Here is a 23974-nt window from a genome sequence, read left to right on the forward strand (position 1 = left end):
GCCATCCGGCGGGTGCTGCCTCTTTGTGTGCTAAATGAATTACTTCTGCACAGGCGTGTGTACAAAATCCTTGATAATCTGCGACAAATGCTCCGGAGCTTCAAACATGCTCATGTGGCCCACTCCTGCTATCGTCACCTTGGTAATATTCGGATTATCCGAGGTGAAGGTCCGTTCTGGAGTCACCTTCGAATCCTCCGCTCCGGCTACCAGCAGCACCGGCAGCGCTGTTGCCGAGATCACATCACGCCGGTCCGGGCGCTCACGCATAGCCATGGCCGCGCCTACCGCGCCTTGCGGCGGGGTCTTATAGCCGATCTCCTTGGCACGTTCCAGCAGCTGCGGAGCTGCTCCGGAAGCAAAGAGTCCGGGCACCAGCTGATCTACAAAAGCAAAGATCCCTTCATTCTGGATCATGCTGACGCTCTTCAGCCGGTTCTCCTTGGCTTCCTCACTATCCGGATAACCGGAGGAATGAATCAGTCCGAAGCCCTTCAGCCTGGAGGCATGGCGCTGGGCAAACGACAACGTAATGTAGCCTCCCAGGGAATGTCCAAGCAAATAACACTCAGGAATCTCCAGGGCATTCAGCAGTGAAAGAACATCATCGGCCATCTGTTCGATCGTGTAGGCTCCGAGCGGAGCATCTGAAGATCCGTGTCCGCGCAAATCAGGGGCAATGACCCGGTAATTGGCGATTAGGCCAGGAATAACCTTCTCAAAGTATTCCGAGCTCCCGCAGAATCCATGCAGCAGAACAATGACATCACCTTTACCTTGATCACTGTAACAAATGTTGTTTCCTTCGCATCGAACATTTTCCATGGCTGCTTCCTTCTTTCTATGTAGTATCCGGTTGAAGACCGCGGCTTGTCTTTATTATTAAGCTAGATCAGGTACCTTTGAAACGCTCTCAGCCCGGGAGCCCGAAACCCTGGGCGGCAGCACGGGCAATCTGGTCGGCCATAACGATCACCCGGTGCAGCGGCGTGGTCTGCAGCGTACGGTAAGGCCGGGGACTGTTCACATCGACAATCGCTGCCAGACTGTAGTTTCCGACTGCGGGCAGCAATAGCCCGACAGACTGTGCCGGACGAAGCGGCTCCGCAGCCGCGAAGTAATACCCGAGCGCAGCGGGCGGCCCCAGGCAGGCATCCACAGCGATAATAATCTGCCCTTCCGGAATCTCTGCTATCCGCCGGATCAGATTATCCGCATCGCATGGTGCCGGCAGCGTACCGGTAACATGGGGGAAACCATATTCCAGCAGACGGCTGCCTGTCAGCGGCCCCAGAGCATCACCAGTGGAGCGGTCCGTTCCGATGCACAGAAAGGTCAGCTGCTCTGCCGGATGCAAGGCGGCGATCTCCCGGAAGAAAGAAGCCAGCCCGTCAGCATCCATTTTGCGGCGTTTCCTGCTCTCTTCTTCTCTGATTGCCAAAGACTTCTCTCCCCCTCATTCCATTGCCTGCGAATTATTCCCTCTAATTTAACATGTTTTCTGTGATCCAGACAAAAAAATGGTCTTTCACTGTCCAAACATGATAAAATACTTGAACTATCACTTAGGGAGGACTGTTATACCCCATGGATTTATCGAAACCAAGCCAGGAAAATGTTGAGTATATGATCGAGGGTATCAAAAACAAGCTGAAAATGGCCAGTGCTGCGGCTATGCAGGCCTCGGCTTTTTCGGTGGAGCATTATGAGGATATTCAGGATATTTATGAGGTTGCCATGGGCAGCGACAGGCTCAGCATCTCACAGGTGGAGGCGCTTGTCTCTGAGCTTGGACGCTTGCGCAAGAAATAAACCGGTCAAATTGGCATGATAAAAGCCCTTCTCTCCGACCCGTCCGCAGGAATGGACAGGGAAGCTGAAGGGCTTTTGTGCGTTGATGCTCGAGTATAGGCAGGTCTGCACCCGGCATTTACGGCAGATCAATCAGGATGAACTCTGCATCTCCGCCATTGCTTGTCCCTTTAATCGTCAGATCACAGCTCTTGCGGATACGCGCCGCATCTCCCTGCTGAAGCTGAAACACGCCGTCTGAGCAGCTAATCTCCAGATTCCCGGAAATCAGATAAATATGAGTGCGCCGCTCCTCTTGCTGCGGGTAATGCAGCTCCCGGTTCGTCTGCAGAAGGGACAAATAGACCGTAACATCCTCGCCCAGCTTAAGCGCTCCCTTGTCCGCTGATCCGGAAGCCACCGGAAGCAGGTTGTTCAGCTTAAGCTCGTCCGGAAAGAATCTTGCGTCCCACCTCGGCGTCATTCCCGGACGGTCCGGCAGCAGCCAGATTTGCAAGAAACGGACATTCGAGCTTAGGGACGGATTCGTCTCCGAATGATTGATGCCTGTACCCGCGCTCATCATCTGTACACTTCCGGCCTGCAGATCCGCATGATTACCGAGATCATCCTGATGCTTCAGGACTCCGGAAACTACATAAGTAATAATCTCCAGATCATGATGCGGATGCTCATGCATGCCTTGCTCCGGCTTCAATTCATTGTCGTTATGGGCCAGCAGTGCGCCAAAGTGGGCATTGCTGGGGTCATCGTAATCGGCAAAAGAAAAGCTGAATTCACTGTGTATCCATTCTCTATTCGAAGTATGACGCTCTGCTGATGTGACTACTTTAATCATAAACTTTGCACCTCCATAGATGTTGGAACTTTCACCATATCTTAAACAGGGGATAAATGCTCCTTATATGAGATGTATATAGGCGCTGTGATTTAGTATCTCTTACCCCCTTCCTTTCTTCATCAATCAACCGTTTGTAAAGCCGTAAATGTGGCCGTTTATATATAGAAAAGACCCTTTATTGCCGGGATGCTCCCCTATACTCCGGCAATCTTTCCCATGCTCACCAACTGTTTCAGTATATACCCCTACGTTTATATACGAAGTAAGATACTTCAGGCTATCCTGAATTTGAATGACGGCAGGCAGCATAGCAGCCGGAGTTCAAATCATAATAATCTAATGAGGAGTGATTGGTGATGAACAAGGCAGAAACGGAATATCCAGTAGAAAGCGGCGGCACATTTTTCAAGGGAATTTTCATAGGCGGTCTGCTTGGGGCTGCGGCGGCACTGTTGTTCGCACCGAAACCCGGTCGTGAAATGCGCAGTGATTTGTCGGACAAGCTCTCGATTGCCACTGACAAAACCAAAGAGGTTGCAGGAGCCGTAACAGACAAGACCAAAACGCTGGCAACTACAGTCAGCGAAAAAGCAACCGATCTGGCAGGTACAGTATCTGCTAAAGCCTCCGACATCTTCACAACGGTCAGCGACAGCAAACAACAAATTGCTGCTACATTGTCGGAAACAGGCAAGAAGATTGGTGAAACTGTAAGCGAAGCCTCCAAGGATGTGGCTGGTGACGTTAAAGACGCTTCCAAGGATGTCACGGATGAAGCTAAAGACTCCTCTAAAGAGGTAGCCGACAAGGCTAAAGATGCTTCCAAAGACATAGCTGATGAAGCTAAGGATGCTAAAGAGGAAGTTAAATCCTCTTACAAGTCCAATTATTAAAAACGGCGATATACGGCCTTTTTAGGCAGTACAAGAGAGCAGCCAGCTCGCCGTAGCTGGCTGCTCTCTATTTATGCATGCCTTTTTTAGGCTTATAGGCCCACACTAAGCCGAAATGGATTATACCCTCATATTCTCAATAAAGCCTGTTCCAGGCTATAGAAAGCAGGTACGCCTTATGGGAGAAGCGGACACCAGAACTAAAGCTTATGAAGTTGATGAGCATCCCTTCGAGCTGCGGCATGAGGTCAAACGCTTGAATGCACGGCTCGACAAAATCGCAGATTCACTCGAAAAATCAGAATTCAAGGATATTCTGGAGAATTATACGGACCCCAAGAAGCGGATCATTACCAATCTGATGGCCGGCGTATCCAGAGGCCTGGGGCTTTCCCTTGGTACGTTCGTGATCCTCGGTTTATTGGGCTATATTCTTAGTTTGTTTCTTGATGTGCCGGTTATCGGGGAATATCTTGGAGAAATCAAAAAGTATATTGATGCCAACAGCTAAGTGAATTTCCCGCTCACCCCTCCTGCAGCCTACTCCGCCAGAATAGACTGCAGGAGGGGTGTTGCTCGTGGAACTACGGGAGATTATTCCTGCCTACAGCAAAACAAGCCCTATCCCGGCGGGGAAGGGCTTGTCCTGCTATTCAATATAAAGGCATACTTCTTAAGCTTAATAAGAGGAGTTAGCCATAATCTGCTTCAGCTTCTCGGTAGCACGCTTCTGTATGCGGGAAACACTCATCTGCGATACCCCAAGCTTCTGGGCGATGGCACGCTGTGACTGGCCATCCTGGAAGGCCAGCAGCAGCACCTGCTGTTCCTGCTCCTTCAGCTGTCCCAGAGCCTGCTGGAGATCCATACGTTTCTCCACAGTCTCATAGTCATTGGCGTCAGAGCTGATCAATTCGCCGAGTGTAGCACCCGTCTCTTCCTGTGAGAGCGGTGAATCCAGGGAGACATAATGATAACATTCCCTGCCGGCCAGTACTTCTACAGTTTCTTCCACGGTAAGATCCAGATAATGGGCAATTTCTTCCACCGCAGGGGAACGTTCCAATCGAATGGTAAGTTCATCAATGGCCTGCTGTACAAGTGCGCCTTTTTCTTTGATCCGTCTTGGAACCTGTATGTACCAGGATTTATCACGCAGGAAATTCTTCATATGTCCGATCATGCTTTTCATAGCATAGGGCTCAAAAGGTATCCCCAGACTAATATCATACTGCTGCAACAGCCGGATCAGCGCCATTTGTCCCACTTGATACAGATCTTCATAGAGATCCGGACGGTTACGGGCAATTTTGCCGGCTGCCATCTTCACCATGGGCTCGTATTTACGGATGAGCACTGTAGCTATTTCATTGTCTTTCGTCTGCTGGTATTCCCAGATCAGGCTTACTGCTTCATTCATGGACTCTGGGGGAGTCACTTTGTCGTTCATACTTTCTCCTCGCTGTAATTAAGCCGCTTAGTCAGGGTAACGACTGTCCCTTTCCCTGCTTCGCTAACGACGCTAACGTCATCCATAAGCGCCTGCATTAAATAAAATCCCAGTCCGCCCACCTGAACATCATTCAGCTCCTTGTCATGCAGCGTCATACGTTCATCGGACGAATCCAAACCGTCAAAGCTCTCCCCCTCATCTTTGACAGTAATGGACAAAGCACTTGATCCTACTTCAAAGATTACATCAACCAAACCGTCTTCCTGCCCGTAAGCATAAAGCACGGAGTTGTTACAGGCTTCCGAGACTGCTACCTTCATATCCTCAATATCTTCGTAAGTGAAACCCATCTTAGAGGCAATGCCATATAAATTAAGTCTGACGATATCGACATATTCTGCACTGGCGGGTAACTGAAGAACTACTCTTTGCACGTCATCACTCATCCTTAGTTCGATCCTTTCCTAGTGGGAATTCTCTTGGGGGGCAAAAAACTTGGAAATGCCGGTCATATCAAACAATTTCTGTATTTGTGGAGGAACTTCCTCAACGGCAAATTTAACTTCCATTCCGTGTCTTGCTTTGAGAATCGACAACAAAATCCCGATGCCTGTGCTGTCAATGTATCTCAAATCCTTAAGATTAATCACGAGATCAAGTCCCGTATCTCCCACTAGGGGTTCCATGACCAGACGGAAATCAGGAGCCACAGACAAATCGAGCTCTCCAATCAGATAAACGGTGCATACTGTGCCTTCTGTTTCGGTTTTTGCGTGGAACTTTTCGCTTTTATGTGTATTCATAGACAACTCTCCTGATAAATGTTTTCTTTACCAATAACCCTAATGGAACACTGTTGAAACAACAATGGGGACTTAACGGCTGTGGTAATTACTGGATCATGCATTAAAAAGTGAGGCATTCCGCTGGGCAGCGGGGTTATCCTTGACAGAATACCGGGAAATAATCTGCTGGATGCTGCTTAGCTTGAGCGGTTTACTGATATAGCCGTCCATTCCGGCAGCGGTGCAGCGATTCTGGATGCCCTCCATGACATTCGCAGTCATGGCAATAATAATGGTCTTGTCCGGGGAACCGCCGCTGTCCTCGCGAATCCTGGAGGTTGCTGTCAGCCCGTCCATCACCGGCATCTGCAGATCCATGAATATAAAATCGTAAGCAGAGTTCCGGGCCATCTCTACAGCCTGGCTGCCATCCTCGGCAACCTCGGCATTATAGCCAAGCTTGTCCAGCATGCTTACCATCAGTCGCTGGTTGATCGGATGGTCATCCACGACAAGCACCTTGCTGCGCCAATGCCGGTCAACCACTTTCCCCGCACTCTGTTCCTCCTGGCAGCTGCCTGCCAGTTCATCCTCCGGGACAGCTACCTGTATCGTGAATACGAATGTAGCTCCCTTCTCTTCCATCGACTCCACACGGATATCTCCGCCCATCATCCCAACAAGCGACTTACAGATGGCGAGCCCCAGGCCTGTCCCTCCGTATTTGCGGGTCATGGATGAATCAAGCTGAGAGAAGGGCTGGAACAGCCGGTCACATTTCTCCGGTGAAATTCCAATGCCTGTATCTTTCACTGTAAATTCCACTACCAGTTTATTATCAGCTGTAGGCACGCTGGACGCAACCAAATATACGCCGCCCTGGTTGGTAAATTTGACCGCATTGGCCACCAGATTAATTAATACCTGGCGCAAACGGGCCATATCCCCGTAAATGAGCTTGGGCAGCTTCTGGTCGATGAAATAAGCCAGCTCCAGATTCTTTTTGCCTGCTTCGGCAGAAAATAAGCTAAACACCTCTTGGATGGTGGTTTGTAGCTCAAACAACTGCTCTTCCATTTCCATTTTGCCTGATTCCATCTTGGTGAAATCAAGGATATCGTTAATGACCGTAATCAGGGTATCCGCACTTTTGCGGATAATCTCCGTATATTCCTTCTGCTCAGGAGCAAGCTCCGTCTCCATCAGAAGATCGATCATGCCTACTACCCCGTTCATCGGCGTACGGATCTCATGGCTCATCATCGCGAGGAATTCGGTCTTGGCATTAGCGGCAATTTCCGCCTCTTCCTTGGCTTTGACCAGTTCCCCGTTAATCCGCTCGAGTTCCTGCGTCTTCTGCTGCAGCAGCATAGACTGAAGCTGCTGCTTCTTGCTGGTCAGATACATGTTAACAAAGCCTTCGATCTTGGACTTCAGGATCTGTGGAATAAATGGTTTGACCATATAATCAATGGCACCGGCAGAATAACCCGCGAACAGATGCTCCGCCTCCTTGCTGTTGGCAGAGATAAATATGATCGGAATATCCTTGGTTTTCTCTCTGGCTTTGATTAATTTGGCGGTTTCGATTCCGTCCATACCCGGCATCTGCACGTCCAGTACGATAACTGCAAATTCATATCTTAATAAGCACCGCAGTGCTTCTTCACCAGAATTGGCTTTGACAAGCTTGTAATGCTGACTCTCAAGCACTGCTTCCAGTGCCAGCAGATTCTCGGGACGGTCGTCAACCAGCAGTATATGAATCGGTTCCTGAACCCCCATAGGCCCCTCCTTACCCGCTACTTATTCTTGCGGTATATTTTTTCCACCCTGTCCAAAGCTTCGTAGCTGTCACTGTATTTCGTGAAATGAATGGATTCCTTGGAACCAAGGACCAGCACTCCAAACCGGCTGAGACTTTCGTGGAATAAGCCATGAACATGATCGCGGAGCTCATCGTTGAAATAGATCATTACGTTGCGGCAAAAAATAACATTAAATTCATTAAATGAAGTGTCTGTCGCCAGATTATGCTCGGCAAAAATAATATTCTTGCGCAAGTAAGGCTGCAGAATCACTGAATTATACTTTGCAGTGTAGTATTCCGAGAACGCGCGTGTACCGCCCGCCTCCAGATAATTCTTGGTATATTGCTTCATCTTCCCGATCTCATACACGCCTTCTTTGGCCTGCTGCAGGGAACGGGCGTTCATATCCGTTGCATAAATCCGTGCCTTGTCGTAAAGCCCTTCCTCATGCAGCATAATAGCCATGGAATATACCTCTTCGCCTGTGGAACAGCCGGCATGCCAGATCCGGATATACGGATAGGTCCGCAGCAGGGGGACCACCTTCTGCCTGAAGGTCAGGAAGAGTCCCGGATCACGGAACATTTCCGTTACAGGGATCGAAAGACTGTATACAAACCGTTCAAAGCAGGCACGGTCATGCAGCACTTTCTCCTGCAGGGCGGATATGCTGGGCACATTCTCGGCATGGACATGATGCCAGATACGCCGTTTCAATGAAGGCAGCGCATAATTCCTGAAGTCATATCCATATAGACGGTGTACCCCGCTAAGAAGCAGCTCAATTTCAATCTGTTCAAGCTCCTGTTTGCTCCCTGCCTGAATAGCCTGCTCCTCATATCCGCGATCCATAGCTGTCATTGTTATCAATACTCCCTTGCCTAAGCCTTATTTCCGGACTCGTTCCAAATGGTACTGTATAGCTATTACCCCGAAATCGCCCTTACGAATACAACCAGACACGCATTAAGGAAAGAAGCTGATCTGTACTGATCGGTTTCTTCATATAATCGGACGCTCCGGCCTCAATACACTTCGCCCGGTCCTCCTTCATCGCCTTGGCCGTAAGTGCAATAATCGGCAATTTCTGGTACTGCGGCATTTGCCGGATACGGCGCATCGCTTCATAGCCGTCCATTTCCGGCATCATCATATCCATAAGCACCAGATCATAATCCGTCTGCTCCACCAGCATATCTATGGCCTCCCGCCCATTCTCGGCGAACTTCACTTCCATGTGATACCCTTCGAGAACACTGGAGAGGGCAAAGACGTTTCGGATATCATCATCAACGAGCAATATTTTTTTGCCGTCGAACAATTCTTCTTTATTGTGCAGCTTTTGCAGAATTTTACGCTTATCTTCCGGAAGATTAGCCTCTACCCGGTGCAGGAACAGCGTAGTTTCATCCAGCAGCCGTTCCGGCGAGCGGACATCCTTGATAATGATCGATTCCGCATATTTACGCAGCTGTGTCTCTTCTTTGCTGTCCAGATCTTTACCGGTGTAAATAATGATCGGCAGATCATTCAGCTCTTCATCGTCCCGGATCTGATCCAGCAGCTCGAACCCGGTCATATCCTCCAGCATAAGATCGAGGACCATACAGTCGTACCTCTGCTTGCGCAGCTCGCCCAGGGCTTCATGGCCGGTGGAAACCGCAGTAATGGCTACATCATCATGCCCGATAAGCTCCATGATGGATCGGCGCTGGATATCATCATCTTCTACAATGAGCAGATGCTTAAGTGTGCTGGCGGTGTAGTTCTCAATCTGCGAGAATGCCCGGTCCAGCGCTTCGCGGGAAGAAGGCTTTCTTAGGTAGGCCATCGCGCCCATCATGAGGCCCTGCTTAATCTCATCGTTCACGGAAATCACATGCACAGGGATATGCCGGGTCTGGGATGCACCCTTAAGTTCCCTGAGTATGGACCAGCCGTCCATGACGGGCAGCTGGATATCGAGAATAATCGCGTCAGGCAAATAGGTCTTGGCCATCTGCAGGCCGGTATCTCCCTGAAGAGCCACCAGTCCCTTGAAGCCGCGGCCGCGGGCCATGCCGAGCAGTATCTTGGCAAAGCTCTCGTCATCCTCGATAATGAGCAGAACCTTGTCGCCGGCGGTCAGCGATTCGCGGTCGTCCTCAACAATAACCGGCACGAGGGGCGTAGGGGTCACATCGCCGGTTTCATCCCATGAACGTTCGTCCCGGTATTCTTCAAGCGTCGCCGCATCCCGTGCAGCGGCTGCTTCTGCCACTCCCGGCAGCAGGCTGTAATTCCCTTTGACCGGCAGGTACAAGGTGAAGATGCTTCCTTGTCCTTCGCGCGATTCCAGTCCAATTGCCCCGCCCATCAGACGGGCCAGCTCGCGGCTGATCGACAGACCTAGACCTGTGCCCCCATACTTGCGGCTGGTTGTCCCGTCGACCTGCTGGAAAGCCTCAAAGACAATATCCATCTTGTCAGACGGGATGCCGATTCCGCTATCCTTGACGGACAGTGCAATGTATTCAAATTCATGCGGCAGATAGGAAGGCAGCTGCTTGGTGTCCGCCCGGCTGACGGAGAACTCCACATGTCCTTCGCTGGTAAATTTGAACGCATTGGACAAGAGATTGCGGAGCACCTGCTTCAGTCTGTGGCTGTCCGTGAACACATGGTCCGGCAGCGGCTCTTCGAAGGATAAGCGCAGCGACAGCCCCTTCTTACTGGCCAACGGCGCAAAGTTCTGCTTCACGAAGGTCTTTAGCTCCGTAAGCGGAATCTCTTCGTAATTGAGCTCCATTTTGCCGGCATCCACCTTGGACAAATCGAGGATCTCATCTATCATCTTGAGCAGGTCCGCACCTGACATATAGATGGTATGGGCGAATTCCACCTGCTTGTCGCTCAGATTCCCTTCTTTATTCTCCGTAAGAAGCTGAGACAGGATTAACAGGCTGTTCAGCGGCGTCCGCAGCTCATGGGACATATTCGCCAGGAACTCAGATTTGTATTTGCTGGTCACCGCAAGCTGCATCGCCTGCTTCTCAAGCTGGACGCGGGCCTGCTCAATCTCATCCTTCTTCTCTTCGACCTCCTGCACCTGCTCCTGCAGCGCATGGGTCTTGGCGACCAGTTCCGTATTATAATGCTCCAGCTCTCCCTGCTGGCGCTGCAGCAGCTCCTCGGAACGCTTCAGCGCATCTGTCTGTTCCTCAAGATTCTCGTTGGAACGGCGGAGTTCTTCCTGCTGGGTCTGCAGTTCCTCTGACTGGCATTGCAGCTCTTCTGTGAGCGCCTGCGATTCCCGCAGCAGCTCTTCAACGACAAGCCTGCGGCTGATATTATTCAGAATGATACCCAAATTATTCGATAGCTGATGAAGCAGCTCATTCTGCAGCACCGAGAAAGGAGTAAAGGAAGCGAATTCCACTACCCCCATAAGCTCATCTTCAAATAAAAGCGGATGGATGGAAATGTAACCCGGATGCGATTCCCCGAATCCGGAGGAAACGGAAATATAGTTATCCGGTGCCTCTGTCAGCTTGATCGGCAGCTTGTCCAAGGCACTCTGCCCGACCAGCCCCTGACCGATCTCGAAGCTCTCCTTCGGTTTGATGCCTTCCTCACCGGCATAGAAAGCGCTGCTGACCAGCAGGTTCGGATTATTCTGATCCTTCAAATATACAGCACCGTACTGGGCTCCCAGCACAGGTGTGAACTCACTGATAAAAGTCTGCGATACCTGATCCAGTGAACTGACTCCGCGCAGCAGCTCCGTTACCCGGGCTATGTTCGCATTCAGCCAAGCCTGATCACTCTGCGCCTGGGCATAGGATTTCTCAAGCTGCTGTTTCTGCTCAATATCCTCAGCCATCTGCTGGAACACGCGGGCTACATCACCAATCTCATCTTTGGATTTGACCTTGATCCGCCGGATCGCCCGCATCTTGCCGTTACCAAAGCTGGTAATCATCATGGATACGACACTCAGACCGCGCGTAATACTCGGGATAACCCACAGGATCACCCCAAGCCCCAGCAGCAGTCCCACAATCATAATCAGGGTTACCATCTGAATCGAACGCTCGGAGGCCTCCTTGGCTTTGGCGGTCTCATCGGTCATCCGGAAGGCATTATAATCGGAAAGTGCGTTCAGACTGTTCAGCACCTCGTTCTGGATATCTTGTCCTTCTGTATTACGGTAAGTATTGGCATTCTGGAAGTACCCGGCAGTCAGCATCTCCAGCACTTTATTCTGATAATTCTTATACGCAGAATAAGAAGCCTCAATCCGCGATAACAGCTGTAATTCTTCTGTGGTCTTCATGGAGTCCTGTATATTCTTCAGATGATCCTCGGCTTTGAGCACCTTGCTGTTAATTTCCGCCTTCTGGGCATCCACAGAGAGTGTATCCGCGTTAAGCATCGAGGTGGTTAAAATCCGTGCCATATCATTCACTTCACCGCGAAGCCCTGAAGAGGAGCGGCCTTTGCTGTATCTCTCCTGGAAGCTGTCAAGCTGTCCGCTCATATAATGTAGCCGGTCATACCCGATCATGGTAAGAGCCAGCATAATGGCCAGCATGGCACTGAAGCCGATTAGCAGTTTAGCCTTTATTTTCATTCCCTATCTGTCCCTTTCTTCAGCGAAATCCATACCAGACACTTGTCGTCATCGCGCTCCTGATTCACAGGCTCATTCAGGAAAGCAGTGCGCATAACTTCTTCCTGCCAGTCATGACCGGCATTCAAATGCCCGATCATGAATTCGAGCTGTTCTGCCTGCTCTCCCTGGACCATCTCCAGCAAGCCGTCTGTAAACAGCACCAGATGTCCTTCTTCCTCATAGCTGAGGCTCTGCGGCTGGATATCAATCCGGTCAAACAGCCCGACCGGGTGGCAGTTGCTCTCCAGCAGAACCGGGGTCTTGGCCTCTCCTTCGAAGAGCAGCGCCGGCGGATGTCCGGCATTCACATAATCAATCCGCTTCATCCGTGTATCAATGACAAGATAGATTGCCGTGAAGTAATACTGGACCAGCTGCTTCTCAATATAGAGCTGGTTGAAACGCCTGTTGAGTTCTTGAATAACCTTCTCCGGCTCCACATAGGTAGTCACGGTATCCTTCAATACCGAGGCCAGGAACATACAGAACAGCGATGAAGAAATCCCGTGTCCCATCATATCCAGCAGAATGACAGCATAACGCCCGTCACCCAGCGGATACCAGGCGTATAAGTCACCGGCCAGCTCAAAGGACGGCTGATAAATGGCATGCACCTCAAACGTTTCCTCGGTAAGCGGCAAGCTGAGTACTGCATTCTGCACTAAGGCAGCCAGCTTCAGCTCATCCTGGATGCGCTGATCCCGCTCCTTATGCCAATCCTTCTCGCGTTTCAGCCGCAGGGCCAGACGGATGCGGGCCATCAGCTCCACCTTGTTAATCGGTTTCGTAACATAATCTACGGCACCTGCATCCAGTGCTTCTGCGAGCTTCTTGGAATCTCCCACAGCGGTGACCATAATAATGGGAATGTCCTTCAGATGCTCATATTGCTGAACCACACGGCATGCCTCAATCCCGTCCATCTCCGGCATCATCATATCCAGCAGTATCAAATCGATATCCGACTGCTTAGGTCGCTTCTCATCACTGCCAGAACCCACACCGAGCAGCTTCAACATATCTTTAGCGGACGAAGCCGTTATAAAATTCCGGTAATCTTCTTTTTTCAGGATTTCACGGATAATGATTACATTGGTCGGATTGTCATCTACGATTAAAATTCTCAAGCTCCCTCACCTCACACGAATAGTATTAGGACCGTAAAACCTGTAATTCTATCACTCTATCATACGATATTTGAACGGCCTGTTTCCATATATCAAGATATTGGAAGAGAATCAGGCCCTCGTCTTCAACAAAGTAACCTCCAGCCCCACTGCTTGTAGTGGGGCTGGAGGTTACGCTATTGGACTATAGAGGTCACAGAAAGCTGACCGGCAATTATTTCGGATTTCTTTTGGCGATAACGAGAACTTTGCCCAGATCGAGCTCCTTCTCATAAAATGCCGCTTCCGCCGCACTGAAGCCGAGCGAAGTAATCTTGAACCGGAGAGCATCGCCGCGTGAACGGAAAAGGTTAGCAATCGCACCAAATAATCCTTCTTCGCTAAGCCCGACCTCATTCACGTCTGCAGCATCCACGATACGGCCTTCACGGTCTTCATCGTGACTGATCACGTAGAGGTCATCTCTTGTATAACCGCTGCTACGCAGCCGATTCACTTCTTCTATCGCCTGAACACCATTCTCCAGCAACTTGGCATATGCCTGAGTACCGATTGAATCCATGAAATCACTCTCCTTGTATTGTTTAAGAGGGCAACGCAGGTAAAAGATGACTGAGCATTCATTAACCTGAATTGCCGCCCTTGAAACAGCCTCAGAAAGAATTTCCGTCAAATAAATCAATACCCTCCCATTGTCCAGTGTTCATATTGCGGTAGACTTTGAGCGCTGCACTTCCTCTTATATATACATTGCCGTCCTCGGCTTCAAAATCCGGGGCCCCTAATGTCTCCTGCAGGCTGGAAGTTACCGGATTCAGCTCCTGACCGTTAAGATTCAGGCCGAATTGTTCTGCCTGGGAAGGTGAAGCATGTACATAGAGGACAACACCCTCACAAACACCGGCGGAGACGTCAGCATATTGATATTCAAGGCAATCTCCCCAAGGGTCCGGAGTAATCTCAGGCGGGATACCTTTGGTCTGCAGCAGCGCTTCTTCCGGCATATACAGGGTAACCCCCGCCAGAGACTCGAAACTGCTTATGTAGGGAACTGTATTGACACTATGCTCGAATGCGAGCCTTACCGGCGGTTGCACGGTTGCCGAAGAAGCGGCAGGGACAGTCTCAGCTTGCGGCGGAATGGTGATAAAGGGAGAAAGCAGACTAAGCAAAAGAATAACGATTTTCATATAAACTCCCGCCTCTCATAAGCTGTAATTGCCCTTGGCCTGAACCCTGCGCTACTTAACCTGATTAATGGCGGAACTTCTGCCAGATGGCGGCTGCAGCATCCACGCCCTTAAGCGCTGTTGCTATTTTACCCTTGGACTTGCTTTCGTTTACCGCTTCGTAGGATTGAATCGTTCTTTCTTCGGACGGAGTAAGCGGAACTTCTGCAATAGATACGGATTTGGCCTTATCCTTCAGTTCACGTGATTTGCGGAATTTCTCAATGACGGTTACCGATACCTGCTTCACGGTCAGTGTCAGTTCATTCATTACATCACCGAGGTTCTTCACAGAATCGACAATAGGATCAATCTTCTGAATTTTGCCCTGAACATCGGCAGTGATATCGTTGGCATGTCTGACCGTTGTTTTCACTTCATACGTAAGCTCATCAATGGTCTTTTGCACTTCCTGCAGAGTCTGACTGACCTTGTCGAGGGATTCCTTCGCTGATTTCAAGGTTTTAATTAAGAAGAATACGAGGACTGCGAATGCAACAGCAACTAGTGCTACGCTAAGTTCAATGATCATTTCCATAACCCCTTCCGAATGTCTTATAATGTCGTTTGCTCTGCCTGTTACTGCATAGTTACCCTTACGGAATTAGGCCGAAACAAATTGTCAAGCGCCTTAAAGACCATCCCCTTCTGTTTGTTTCAAAATGATAGGCACCGTTTAAACAATGACTACATCACCACACAGAAAGGATGACATCTCATGTTAAGATGGTCAGTAATTCTGCTGGTAGTTGCTCTGATTGCCGGTATCTTCGGTTTCTTCAATATCGTGGCAGCCGCTGTAGGTATTGCCAAAGTATTGTTCTACATCTTCCTCGTTCTCTTCATTGTTTCGCTCTTTATGGGACGCAGAGGAAGATCAATGTAGTCATTCATTCCGCTAACTGCAACCCAAGCATTGCTGTAGAGCCTGAGGCTTCCACGAGAAGCCCCGGGCTTATTTCTATTTATGCAACTTATTCCCGCTTGATATATCCTATTCACCCTTCAGAAAGTATAGGCCTTTCCTCTCAGGTTGTCACTTGCCCTCTGAATCATAAATACAAGGCCGCCCCGGCATAAAACAAAATTAAAATATTTCATTCCGATGTCTGGTTCATTACATACACTTTATGTTTACATGCTTATTAGCACAGCACGAACATGTTAAAGTACACTACTAAACCAAAATCAGGAGGAATCATCGATGAAAAAATTAGCCAGCTTAACAGTAGCAATGGGTCTTATGGCTTCCATAGCAGCAACCGCTTCTGCTGCTGAAGTAACAGGTACTACTACTACTACTACCACTACACCTACTTCTGATGCAGCAGTGTCTGTAACCGGAAGTACATACCTGGAGCCATTCGACACTGTAATCACTCCAGCAGACATCAAACTAGCGACTCCTCAGATTATCCTGACCAAGATCACTGCTTTCCACCTTTCCGTGGGCAGCATGGCTCCTATCGGCTGGCTGGGTGCGCAGACTGTCGATACAACAGGTGTAATCATGACCGACACTTGGGGCAATGAGTGGAGAGAAGTATATACTTGGCTGGGCAAAGCTTGGCTCAAGGTTCCTGCTTCCGCTTATGTAATTACTCCATAAATACTTAACGATAAGCGAAGTCATAACAGCTGATGTGCTACCTTTGCTATGACTTCGCAGTTGGTATACTCAAGAGGCCCATGGACGTTAGTCCTGACGGCCTTTTTGCTGTGTATAAACGGAAAAGGGGTTATCCTTTCAGTAGAAGAATCTACTGAAAGGATAACCCCACAAAACATCTGCCCTAGTTAGTTCACCCGTCACAAACTTGTACTACTGCCGCTTCATGCTCTCTACATCTATTGTTATATTAGCGGATGACCGAGCCTCCATAAAGGAAACGGTTCATCCAAGAAGCGCTTAATTTGTCTACTCTAACGCCGCCGGAAGATACGGAATACGTCTGTAACAACTGCCCGTCTCCCAAATACATCGCTACATGCGTAATTCTTGCTGCAGACTTGTCGATCCCCGCATAGGCGGAAGCCGAGCTTCCCTTATAATCCATGAAGAACATCAAATCACCGCGTTTCAACCCAGCAATGTCCGTTATTACATTACTATTCTGCTTCACCCAGTCTCCCTGCTGCCGGGAGTCGGCAGGCAGCTTCAAATTCGCTGCATCCATGAAAATCTGGCGGATGAAATCCGAGCAGTCGAACGTGCTGGTATCATTCCGGCTGGACCCGTACTCATACGGTGTACCGAGGTAGCCCATGCCTGCGGCTATTACACTTTCAATCACAGCAGCCTGCGGCGGAGCCGTAGGAACTGGCGTAGGTGCAGGTGTCGGTATCGGTGTTGGCACCGGTGTCGGTATTGGTGTCGGAACAGGCGCAGGAGCAGGTGCCGCCGTTGCTTCAATATATTGATCCGCAGAGCTTGTATATCCGGTTGTACCGTTAGCTGCTCTTACTTTGTACCAATAGCTATTGGTCTCTTCCAGGATTGTTACCTGGTCATTCTTGTATAGGTAACCCAGCACTTTACCGCTTGTGGAAGGTGTCTCCCGAAGGCGGACTGTGGACTGGATGACTGCTGTTTGTACTGCAGGTGTAGCCACAGGAGCCGTAATCACACTGATGTATTGGTCTCCCGCACTGGTATAACCGATCTCGCCGTCTGCAGTTCTGACTTTGTACCAATAGCTGTTCGTCGCTTCCAGAATTGTTACCTGATCTCCCTTACTGAGGTACTTCAATACCTTACCGCTGGTAGATGGAGTCGTGCGCAGCCGCACCGAGGATTGAATTATACCTGTCTGTACCGCCGACGCAGCCAAAGACGAATTGGCAGAAGCCGATGCGGCGAAGGACTGCTGAGGACTTAACACTCCCAAGGATAGTGCAAGTGTTGCCGAGACCAATAACGATGCTGTCAGTTTCTTATGTGATACGATCATAGCGTTCCCCCGCTTAGCGTATTGAGAATTCAACAACGGCGCGCGCTACGTTTGTTGCTTTCTGCCCTCATTATAGGCTTGCCCGGGATTTGGAACATGCTCCAAATTTCACAAAAAACCTTTCCATCTTATGGTAACACCCAGGTCTATAGTCACGATTTCTCCTTGGATTTGGTGGAAATTACAGCTAACTAGGAGAAATTAAGGAATGTTAATCCTTGGGTTCGACGTGAACCTGCACATTCATGATGTTATGCAGCTTACTCATCCGCTCTTCGATGGAGTCACTGATGGCATGGCCCTCCATTACCGTCATCTGTGCATTCACTTGTACCACTACATCAACCAGCACATGATTGCCATGAACCCGGGCTTTCAAATCCTTGATGCCCTCCACTCCCGGTGTCCGGGCAATGGTGCTGCGCAGATCAAGCAGTTTATCTTCGTCAAAGCCGTCAGTCAGCCGGTAAGTGGAGTCGCGGAATATATCCCAGGCCGTCTTGGAGATCAGCAGTCCTACAGCAACAGCGGCTGCGGAATCGATCCAGGGAAGGCCGAACTGTGCTCCAACAATACCTATTGCAGCTCCGATACTAACCATGGCATCCGAGAAATTATCCTTGGCTGCAGCCATCAGCGCATTGTTGTTAATCTGCTTCGCCAAACGCTTGTTATATATATATACCCCCATCATGGCTACGGCACACACCAGGGCAACTCCCGCCGACCAGAGCTGCGGCGTTGCCTTCGCTCCTTCAAACAAGGATCGCACCGCTTCCACAATAACCTGAATGCCGACCATTGCCATGATAAAAGAAGCCATCAGCGCAGCGACCGTCTCGGCCCGGAAATGCCCGTAGGTATGGTCTGAATCCGGCGGCTTCCGCGAGATGCGCAGACCAATCAGCACGGCCAGTGAAGCCACAATATCGGTCAGATTGTTAAAGCCGTCTGCCAGGAGAGCGCTGGAAGCGAACAAGTAGCCGCAGACCAGCTTGAAAGCTGACAAAACCAGATAAGCGACAATACTGACCAGCGCGCCTTTTTCTCCTTTGCGTATATCTTCATAAATATCGGACATCCCAGCTACCCCCTGTCAATCTCCATCCTTGTCACATAAATACAGGAAAACTTTCTTTGAGTTATTCTTGCCCTTGTGGCAGCATTTAAAAACAATTAGAATAAGGAAAAGGACTTGCTGCCTAAGGGGGTTAACATAATGAGCGAGAACAATGATAAACCAAAAATTAATTTGGCCGAGGCGATCCGCCAGAAGCTTGAACAGAAGAAACAGCATGCTTCGGGTAAACCGGGTTCAACTTTTCAAGCCGGTTCCGCGAAGCCGCTGAAAAGCCAGAACAATAAGAAGCCAAACAATCAGCGCCGTCGTACAGGCGGATCTTAGGCTTCTTACACTCTTATATGTGAACATAAACGGCTGCGTTATCCCTTCCGGGACGACGCAGCCGTTTTCGTATGAACTCATTACCGTTCATCCTACCTATATCTAGTTCTTAAGCCTCTACAGGATACATGCGTGCACGCATTTCCTTAATTTCCGGATTCTCCAGATATTCATCATAGCTCATCGAGCGGTCGATGACACCAGCCGGTGTAATTTCAATAATGCGGTTGGCGATTGTCTGGATGAACTGATGGTCATGGGAAGTGAACAGGATGGTGCCGTCAAAGTCAATCAGGCCGTTATTGAGCGCTGTGATTGATTCCAGATCCAAGTGGTTGGTTGGCTCATCGAACACGAGCACATTCGCCCCGTTCAGCATCATCTTGGCCAGCATGCAGCGGACCTTCTCGCCCCCGGACAGTACACTCGCCTTCTTCAGTGCTTCTTCACCGGCAAACAGCATCCGGCCCAGGAATCCGCGCAGGAAAGTTTCATCCTGATCCTTGGAATACTGGCGCAGCCATTCTACCAGGTTCATATTCACACCGTCGAAATAACTCGAGTTGTCCTTAGGGAAATAAGCCTGGGTTGTTGTAACGCCCCAAGTATATTCACCGGCATCCGCTTCCTTCTCGCCCATAAGGACATCGAACAGCAGTGATTTCGGCTGGGAGTATGGACCCACAAAGGCAATCTTATCGCCCTTGTTCACGACAAAGCTGACTTCATCCAGCAGCTGCTCACCGTCAACCGACTTGCTCAGTCCGCTGACCGTAAGCAGCTGTTTGCCGGCTTCACGTTCAGGCTTGAAGTTCAGGAACGGATATTTACGGTTGGAGGGACGGATATCGTCCAGTGTAATCTTCTCCAGCTGCTTCTTACGGGAAGTAGCCTGTTTCGATTTGGAAGCATTAGCCGAGAAGCGCTGGATAAAGGCTTGCAGTTCCTTCATCTTGTCTTCCTTCTTCTTGTTCGAGTCGCGCTGCAGGGCCTGGGCCAGTTGGCTGGACTCGTACCAGAAGTCGTAGTTGCCGACGTACATCTGGATTTTGCCGAAATCGATATCCGCAATATGCGTGCAGACCTTGTTCAGGAAGTGACGGTCATGGGATACCACGATAACGGTGCCTTCGTAGTCCATGAGGAAGTTCTCCAGCCAGCCGATGGATTCAAGATCCAAATGGTTGGTAGGCTCATCGAGCAGCAGGTTGTTCGGACGTCCGAACAGGGCTTGCGCCAGGAGTACCCGGACCTTTTCGTTGCCGCTGAGTTCGGCCATTTTCTTGTCATGCATTTCGCGCATAATACCAAGTCCGATCAGCATTGCAGCAGCATCCGGCTCTGCATCCCAGCCGTTCAGTTCAGCGAATTCGCCTTCCAGCTCACCGGCGCGAAGGCCGTCAGCTTCCGTGAAGTCGCTCTTGGCATACAGGGAATCCTTCTCCTTCATGATCTCATAAAGGCGGGTATGGCCCATAATTACCGTTTCCAGTACCAGGAATTCGTCATACTCGAAATGGTTCTGTTTCAGTATAGCCAGACGTTCACCGGGTGTAATATGCACATCGCCGATGTTGGCTTCGATCTCTCCGGACAGGATCTTTAGAAAGGTCGATTTGCCGGCGCCGTTCGCGCCGATCAGACCATAGCAGTTGCCGGGTGTGAATTTTATGTTTACGTCCTCAAATAGTGCGCGTTTTCCGTAGCGGAGTGTTACGCCGCTTGTGCTAATCATTAAGCATTACCATCCTTTTCACTTAGGGTTCCGGCTCATTATAGCATAAAATCAAGGCAAATGGCCCGTAATTGTAGCCCTTTAAGGGGCATCTTTGCCCTTTTCCGGGCAAATATCTTATCAAGTGGAAACAACTTTGCCGTCCTTTTAAGGAAGGCACCGTTTCAGCGAGAAATAGAAGGATAAGTTATCGTGTGAAACATATAATTTCTTATATTTTTAGTAGAAGGGTTATGCGGGACTTCTCCCGGTCAGCCGCCGGCAGTTATTGTCCGGGCGGGCGCTCTTCGGGATGCACCACCAGTGTCTCCCCATAACCTAATGTACGGATACGTTCCTCACTGATCCCTTGTGCCACACGCGCCAGCTCCATCCGGTCCAGTGCTTCGCGCGCGGTATCATCAGCCAGCCGGAACGTCCCGAAATGCATCGGAATCATGAGCTCTGCCCCTACATCCAGGAACGCCTGTACAGCCTCCTCGGGATTCACATGCTGGGAGTTCATGAACCACTCCGGTTCATAGGCCCCGATTGGCATCAGTGCGACATGCAGCTTAAAGCGGCTGCCGATCTCCTTGAAGCCCGGGAAGAAGCCGCTGTCTCCGGCAAAATACAGATTCGGCGGAAGCTTGCGCTGCCCCTTGCCCTCTTCGCCCTCCGGATGCTTCTGCGGGTCCGCCGGCTGAATCACATAACCGCCCCAGTGCGAGGAATTCGTATCAAACGGTGTCCGCCGGGTCCAGTGCTGGGTCGGGACAAAGGTCAGCTTGACGGCACCGAGCGTAAGCTCCTGCCACCACTGCATCTCCAGGCAGTCCGTGAACCCTTTACGTAGCATTTTGCGCTTCAGTCCTTCCGGGACCACAAGGGTCGTCGTCCCTGCCCGGTACAATTTGCGGATGGAAGCGATGTGCAGATGATCATAATGGGAATGGGAAATCAGGATAAGGTCTATCGGCGGAATATCGCCGAGGGGGATCCCCGGCTGCCCGATCCGCTTCTCAAACCCCAGTCTGCGCGCCCAGATCGGGTCCGTAATGATATTAAGCCCTTCATATTGCAGAAAAAAAGTGGAGTGCCCGATCCACGTAATCGTTGTTTCCAGCCGGTTTCCGGCCAGATAACTGAGTTGCGGCGGATGATTCGGCACCTTATAGGTATAATCCTTCTTCTTCCGGCGGCGTTCCTCGCGCCATTGGCGGAATTCCTTAAGCGTTTTATCGGTACTTACATTATCGATGTTGTTATAGCGTATTTTAGCCATGGTTGAAACCACTCCTTATAACCGCTCTGCCGGATCTCTCTGGTGCGGCAAATCAGATACTCTAACTATAGGGTTCCGCAGAGCCATTTGCAAAATCACAGAGGTGTGCAGGTGCGTACAAGAGTGTGCCGATGTGTAATGCCACTCCTTACAAATGTTACCCATTCGGCCCAAACGGAAACGTCAGTGTGAAATAGAAGATTAACAAATCTAACGCTGACAGCGGTTATGAATCAGGAAATCCGGAGACAACAGCGGCCGGAAGTCCAAATGTACACCGCAGTAACGAGTGGGCTGGAAGTTATTAACTTATGTATCTCTTATCTGTCCTAATATTTTAAATTTTAGCGGGTTCAGACCTCTGCCCTTTTGTGTTCCACCGCTGAAATGATGTAAAATGCGGGTAAAGCGCACGGTGCTTATGCCACTTATCAAAGAGGAGCTGACGTATGAAGATTACCTTTATTGAACCGACTCCGAGTCCAAATACGATGAAGCTTCACCTGGACGAAAGTCTGGAACCCGGCATCCGCCGGACCTACACGCCGGAAAGCCGGCGCTCTGCCCCTTCCTGGGCGCAGGATATGCTGGAAATTCCGGGCGTCACCAGTATCTATCACGCTGCCGATTTCGCGGCCCTGGAACGCAAGGGCAGTGCCGATTGGGCCGCTATTCTCCGCGAGGTCCAGAACCGCTTCGGCGCGGACGGCCTCGCCGCCGATTTCAGCCTGGAGGATGAGAACGCCGGCGCCCATTTCGGGGAAGCCCAGGTGTTCGTGCAGATGTTCCGCGCGATCCCGATTCAGATCCGCGTCAAAACCGGCGCGAAGGAGGAGCGCATCGCCTTGTCGAGTCGCTTCACGCAGGCGGTGACCGATGTGGCCAGCGCCGTGCTGATCAAGGAGCGTAAGCTCACCGATTACGGCGTACGTTACGGCGAGCCGCCGGACATTGCGCGCGAGGTCGAGCAGGAGCTGGAGGCGGCGTATCCGCAGGAACGCCTCGACTCCCTCGTGCAGCAGGCGATCGCGCACGGGGCTGCCGGCGAGTTCGTCGAGCAGCGGCACAAGAAAGAGCAGGCCGAGCTGCTGCGGGACCTGCATGATGAGGACTGGCGCGTACGCTACGCCGCGCTGGAGGATCTGGCGCCGAGCGAGCAGCTCCTGCCGGAGCTGCGCACGGCGCTGCACGACCCCAAGCTGCATATCCGCAGATTGGCGGTCGTGTACCTTGGCGACATCCGCACGCCAGGGGCGATGGAGCTGCTCTATGAGGCGATGCAGGACAGCGCCCCCGCCGTCCGGCGCACCGCCGGCGACACACTGTCCGACATCGGCGACCCGGCAGCGACGCCGGTGATGACGGCGTCGCTGCGTGACGCCAGCAAGCTGGTGCGCTGGCGGGCGGCACGCTTCCTGTATGAGGTCGGCACGGCCGAAGCCCAGGAAGCCCTGAGCATTGCGGCCGAGGATCCTGAATTCGAGGTCGGGCTGCAGGCCAAGATGGCGCTGGAGCGGATTCTGTCCGGCGAAGAGGCCGCGGGCACCGTCTGGCAGCAGATGTCGGAGCGCCGGCGGACCTGACGTCAACCTGCCGTATTTTGTCATTGCCTGCGAGGCCAAGTTGCATTATACTGATTCCTGTTGTTCATATCGTTACAAGATAGCCTCATCATACCTAGGATGAGGTAGAGGTCGCGGATATAAAGAGTACGCGCGTGGAGATGCCTAAGAGCCATCTATGATACGCGCCGAAAGGAATATCCGCCGAAATCCGGGCTGCTGCTCTTAGTTTAGCAGCCCAGATTGGGGCCGTCAGCCGAAAGGCGCGGAACTGTCACCGTGTATATGCCTGCCAGGAAACTGCGGGAATTGCACCGTGTTGCGCTATCTTAACAGGGAGTATGATGCGGAGCCTATAATCAGGAAACCGCAGCGTCCGTCTGCGGTTTTTTTGTGTGCATAACGCTAAGCAGAAGACACAGGGCCAAGCAGGCTGCAGCAACTCCCCGCTG

General features: G+C 50.8%; 23 protein-coding genes, 1 pseudogene and 1 riboswitch. Of the genes and pseudogenes, 7 read left to right on the forward strand and 17 right to left on the reverse strand.

The window, feature by feature from the left end; genetic code table 11:
- Nucleotides 1-39: 39 nt before the first annotated feature.
- Both NSU01_RS31140 and yyaC read right to left on the reverse strand, forming a co-directional pair.
- Nucleotides 40-825, reverse strand: a complete 786-nt coding sequence (locus tag NSU01_RS31140; protein WP_042140005.1) for an alpha/beta fold hydrolase — start codon at nucleotides 823-825, stop codon at nucleotides 40-42.
- A gap of 88 nt (nucleotides 826-913) precedes the next feature.
- Nucleotides 914-1441, reverse strand: coding sequence for a spore protease YyaC (gene yyaC / locus NSU01_RS31145; RefSeq protein WP_052422112.1), 528 nt, complete (start codon nucleotides 1439-1441; stop codon nucleotides 914-916).
- 146 nt (nucleotides 1442-1587) lie between these two features.
- Between yyaC and NSU01_RS31150 the strand changes: the two genes are divergently transcribed.
- Nucleotides 1588-1812 (forward strand): DUF1128 domain-containing protein, encoded by a 225-nt coding sequence (locus NSU01_RS31150; RefSeq protein ID WP_039309247.1) that lies wholly within the window; start codon nucleotides 1588-1590, stop codon nucleotides 1810-1812.
- 118 nt (nucleotides 1813-1930) lie between these two features.
- Here the strand turns inward: NSU01_RS31150 and NSU01_RS31155 are convergent, their stop codons facing one another.
- On the reverse strand, nucleotides 1931-2650 hold the full coding sequence (locus tag NSU01_RS31155) for a pirin family protein (protein ID WP_042140006.1): 720 nt from the start codon (nucleotides 2648-2650) through the stop codon (nucleotides 1931-1933).
- Between the two features lie 359 nt (nucleotides 2651-3009).
- Between NSU01_RS31155 and NSU01_RS31160 the strand changes: the two are divergent.
- Nucleotides 3010-3339, forward strand: a pseudogene (locus NSU01_RS31160) (YtxH domain-containing protein); the annotation flags it as partial.
- A gap of 385 nt (nucleotides 3340-3724) precedes the next feature.
- Nucleotides 3725-4057, forward strand: coding sequence for a DUF5665 domain-containing protein (locus NSU01_RS31165; protein WP_042140007.1), 333 nt, complete (start codon nucleotides 3725-3727; stop codon nucleotides 4055-4057).
- Between the two features lie 168 nt (nucleotides 4058-4225).
- Here NSU01_RS31165 and NSU01_RS31170 read toward each other — a convergent pair whose 3' ends face one another.
- From NSU01_RS31170 to NSU01_RS31215, 10 genes are all read right to left on the reverse strand, one after another.
- Nucleotides 4226-4996: a sigma-70 family RNA polymerase sigma factor gene (locus NSU01_RS31170; RefSeq protein WP_039309251.1), complete on the reverse strand. Its 771-nt coding sequence runs from the start codon at nucleotides 4994-4996 to the stop codon at nucleotides 4226-4228.
- Entirely contained in the window at nucleotides 4993-5445 is a 453-nt protein-coding gene (gene rsbW / locus NSU01_RS31175; protein WP_042140008.1) for an anti-sigma B factor RsbW, read from the reverse strand. The genes NSU01_RS31170 and rsbW overlap by 4 nt, the downstream gene beginning before the upstream one ends.
- Before the next feature lie 18 nt (nucleotides 5446-5463).
- Entirely contained in the window at nucleotides 5464-5802 is a 339-nt protein-coding gene (locus tag NSU01_RS31180; protein WP_039309255.1) for an STAS domain-containing protein, read from the reverse strand.
- A 96-nt stretch (nucleotides 5803-5898) separates the two neighbouring features.
- Nucleotides 5899-7569 carry a response regulator gene (locus tag NSU01_RS31185; protein ID WP_076248471.1) on the reverse strand — a complete coding sequence of 557 codons (1671 nt, stop codon included), beginning with the start codon at nucleotides 7567-7569 and terminating at the stop codon, nucleotides 5899-5901.
- 17 nt (nucleotides 7570-7586) lie between these two features.
- Nucleotides 7587-8456, reverse strand: a complete 870-nt coding sequence (locus NSU01_RS31190; RefSeq protein WP_042140010.1) for a protein-glutamate O-methyltransferase CheR — start codon at nucleotides 8454-8456, stop codon at nucleotides 7587-7589.
- An 82-nt stretch (nucleotides 8457-8538) separates the two neighbouring features.
- A complete protein-coding gene (locus NSU01_RS31195) occupies nucleotides 8539-12207 on the reverse strand; it encodes a response regulator (protein ID WP_042140011.1) in 3669 nt (1222 codons plus the stop codon).
- Complete coding sequence (locus NSU01_RS31200) at nucleotides 12204-13376, reverse strand: fused response regulator/phosphatase (RefSeq protein WP_042140012.1); 1173 nt, start codon at nucleotides 13374-13376, stop codon at nucleotides 12204-12206. Before NSU01_RS31200 ends, NSU01_RS31195 begins: the two co-directional genes overlap by 4 nt.
- Before the next feature lie 214 nt (nucleotides 13377-13590).
- On the reverse strand, nucleotides 13591-13938 hold the full coding sequence (locus NSU01_RS31205) for a general stress protein (protein ID WP_042217668.1): 348 nt from the start codon (nucleotides 13936-13938) through the stop codon (nucleotides 13591-13593).
- Between the two features lie 91 nt (nucleotides 13939-14029).
- Entirely contained in the window at nucleotides 14030-14566 is a 537-nt protein-coding gene (locus NSU01_RS31210) for a hypothetical protein (RefSeq protein WP_076248469.1), read from the reverse strand.
- 64 nt (nucleotides 14567-14630) lie between these two features.
- Nucleotides 14631-15137: a DUF948 domain-containing protein gene (locus NSU01_RS31215; RefSeq protein ID WP_039309267.1), complete on the reverse strand. Its 507-nt coding sequence runs from the start codon at nucleotides 15135-15137 to the stop codon at nucleotides 14631-14633.
- Nucleotides 15138-15323: 186 nt separating this feature from the next.
- Here NSU01_RS31215 and NSU01_RS31220 point away from each other — a divergent pair, with 186 nt between their 5' ends.
- Together NSU01_RS31220 and NSU01_RS31225 are read left to right on the forward strand one after the other, a co-directional pair.
- On the forward strand, nucleotides 15324-15491 hold the full coding sequence (locus NSU01_RS31220) for a DUF1328 domain-containing protein (RefSeq protein WP_042140014.1): 168 nt from the start codon (nucleotides 15324-15326) through the stop codon (nucleotides 15489-15491).
- A gap of 318 nt (nucleotides 15492-15809) precedes the next feature.
- Entirely contained in the window at nucleotides 15810-16214 is a 405-nt protein-coding gene (locus NSU01_RS31225) for a hypothetical protein (RefSeq protein ID WP_042140015.1), read from the forward strand.
- 250 nt (nucleotides 16215-16464) lie between these two features.
- Here NSU01_RS31225 and NSU01_RS31230 read toward each other — a convergent pair whose 3' ends face one another.
- Together NSU01_RS31230 and NSU01_RS31235 are read right to left on the reverse strand one after the other, a co-directional pair.
- On the reverse strand, nucleotides 16465-17556 hold the full coding sequence (locus NSU01_RS31230) for an SH3 domain-containing protein (protein ID WP_042140016.1): 1092 nt from the start codon (nucleotides 17554-17556) through the stop codon (nucleotides 16465-16467).
- A 211-nt stretch (nucleotides 17557-17767) separates the two neighbouring features.
- Complete coding sequence (locus tag NSU01_RS31235) at nucleotides 17768-18637, reverse strand: cation diffusion facilitator family transporter (protein WP_042140017.1); 870 nt, start codon at nucleotides 18635-18637, stop codon at nucleotides 17768-17770.
- A gap of 138 nt (nucleotides 18638-18775) precedes the next feature.
- Here NSU01_RS31235 and NSU01_RS31240 point away from each other — a divergent pair, with 138 nt between their 5' ends.
- The gene (locus NSU01_RS31240) at nucleotides 18776-18961 is read left to right on the forward strand and encodes a hypothetical protein (RefSeq protein ID WP_039309279.1); all 186 of its coding nucleotides are present in this window, start codon (nucleotides 18776-18778) and stop codon (nucleotides 18959-18961) included.
- A 109-nt stretch (nucleotides 18962-19070) separates the two neighbouring features.
- Here NSU01_RS31240 and NSU01_RS31245 read toward each other — a convergent pair whose 3' ends face one another.
- Nucleotides 19071-20696, reverse strand: a complete 1626-nt coding sequence (locus NSU01_RS31245; protein WP_039309280.1) for an ATP-binding cassette domain-containing protein — start codon at nucleotides 20694-20696, stop codon at nucleotides 19071-19073.
- Between the two features lie 265 nt (nucleotides 20697-20961).
- Nucleotides 20962-21960, reverse strand: a complete 999-nt coding sequence (locus NSU01_RS31250; protein WP_042140018.1) for an MBL fold metallo-hydrolase — start codon at nucleotides 21958-21960, stop codon at nucleotides 20962-20964.
- A 449-nt stretch (nucleotides 21961-22409) separates the two neighbouring features.
- On the opposite strand from NSU01_RS31250, the gene NSU01_RS31255 reads away from it, so the two are divergent.
- Entirely contained in the window at nucleotides 22410-23543 is a 1134-nt protein-coding gene (locus NSU01_RS31255; protein ID WP_042140019.1) for a virulence factor, read from the forward strand.
- Between the two features lie 97 nt (nucleotides 23544-23640).
- Nucleotides 23641-23857: riboswitch (Lysine riboswitch) on the forward strand.
- The last annotated feature ends 117 nt before the right edge of the window (nucleotides 23858-23974 follow it).

The organism is Paenibacillus sp. FSL H8-0259 (genome assembly GCF_037963255.1).
Classification (GTDB): Bacteria; Bacillota; Bacilli; order Paenibacillales; family Paenibacillaceae; genus Paenibacillus_AQ; species Paenibacillus_AQ phytohabitans.

Excerpts from the sequence above, each read along its gene's own strand:
- NSU01_RS31140 (WP_042140005.1), bottom strand. The coding sequence starts at position 825 with ATGGAAAATGTTCGATGCGAAGGAAACAACATTTGTTACAGTGATCAA.
- NSU01_RS31150 (WP_039309247.1), top strand. The coding sequence starts at position 1,588 with ATGGATTTATCGAAACCAAGCCAGGAAAATGTTGAGTATATGATCGAG.
- NSU01_RS31155 (WP_042140006.1), bottom strand. The coding sequence starts at position 2,650 with ATGATTAAAGTAGTCACATCAGCAGAGCGTCATACTTCGAATAGAGAA.
- NSU01_RS31165 (WP_042140007.1), top strand. The coding sequence starts at position 3,725 with ATGGGAGAAGCGGACACCAGAACTAAAGCTTATGAAGTTGATGAGCAT.
- NSU01_RS31170 (WP_039309251.1), bottom strand. The coding sequence starts at position 4,996 with ATGAACGACAAAGTGACTCCCCCAGAGTCCATGAATGAAGCAGTAAGC.
- rsbW (WP_042140008.1), bottom strand. The coding sequence starts at position 5,445 with ATGAGTGATGACGTGCAAAGAGTAGTTCTTCAGTTACCCGCCAGTGCA.
- NSU01_RS31180 (WP_039309255.1), bottom strand. The coding sequence starts at position 5,802 with ATGAATACACATAAAAGCGAAAAGTTCCACGCAAAAACCGAAACAGAA.
- NSU01_RS31185 (WP_076248471.1), bottom strand. The coding sequence starts at position 7,569 with ATGGGGGTTCAGGAACCGATTCATATACTGCTGGTTGACGACCGTCCC.
- NSU01_RS31190 (WP_042140010.1), bottom strand. The coding sequence starts at position 8,456 with ATGACAGCTATGGATCGCGGATATGAGGAGCAGGCTATTCAGGCAGGG.
- NSU01_RS31195 (WP_042140011.1), bottom strand. The coding sequence starts at position 12,207 with ATGAAAATAAAGGCTAAACTGCTAATCGGCTTCAGTGCCATGCTGGCC.
- NSU01_RS31205 (WP_042217668.1), bottom strand. The coding sequence starts at position 13,938 with ATGGATTCAATCGGTACTCAGGCATATGCCAAGTTGCTGGAGAATGGT.
- NSU01_RS31210 (WP_076248469.1), bottom strand. The coding sequence starts at position 14,566 with ATGAAAATCGTTATTCTTTTGCTTAGTCTGCTTTCTCCCTTTATCACC.
- NSU01_RS31215 (WP_039309267.1), bottom strand. The coding sequence starts at position 15,137 with ATGATCATTGAACTTAGCGTAGCACTAGTTGCTGTTGCATTCGCAGTC.
- NSU01_RS31220 (WP_042140014.1), top strand. The coding sequence starts at position 15,324 with ATGTTAAGATGGTCAGTAATTCTGCTGGTAGTTGCTCTGATTGCCGGT.
- NSU01_RS31225 (WP_042140015.1), top strand. The coding sequence starts at position 15,810 with ATGAAAAAATTAGCCAGCTTAACAGTAGCAATGGGTCTTATGGCTTCC.
- NSU01_RS31230 (WP_042140016.1), bottom strand. The coding sequence starts at position 17,556 with ATGATCGTATCACATAAGAAACTGACAGCATCGTTATTGGTCTCGGCA.
- NSU01_RS31235 (WP_042140017.1), bottom strand. The coding sequence starts at position 18,637 with ATGTCCGATATTTATGAAGATATACGCAAAGGAGAAAAAGGCGCGCTG.
- NSU01_RS31240 (WP_039309279.1), top strand. The coding sequence starts at position 18,776 with ATGAGCGAGAACAATGATAAACCAAAAATTAATTTGGCCGAGGCGATC.
- NSU01_RS31245 (WP_039309280.1), bottom strand. The coding sequence starts at position 20,696 with ATGATTAGCACAAGCGGCGTAACACTCCGCTACGGAAAACGCGCACTA.
- NSU01_RS31250 (WP_042140018.1), bottom strand. The coding sequence starts at position 21,960 with ATGGCTAAAATACGCTATAACAACATCGATAATGTAAGTACCGATAAA.
- NSU01_RS31255 (WP_042140019.1), top strand. The coding sequence starts at position 22,410 with ATGAAGATTACCTTTATTGAACCGACTCCGAGTCCAAATACGATGAAG.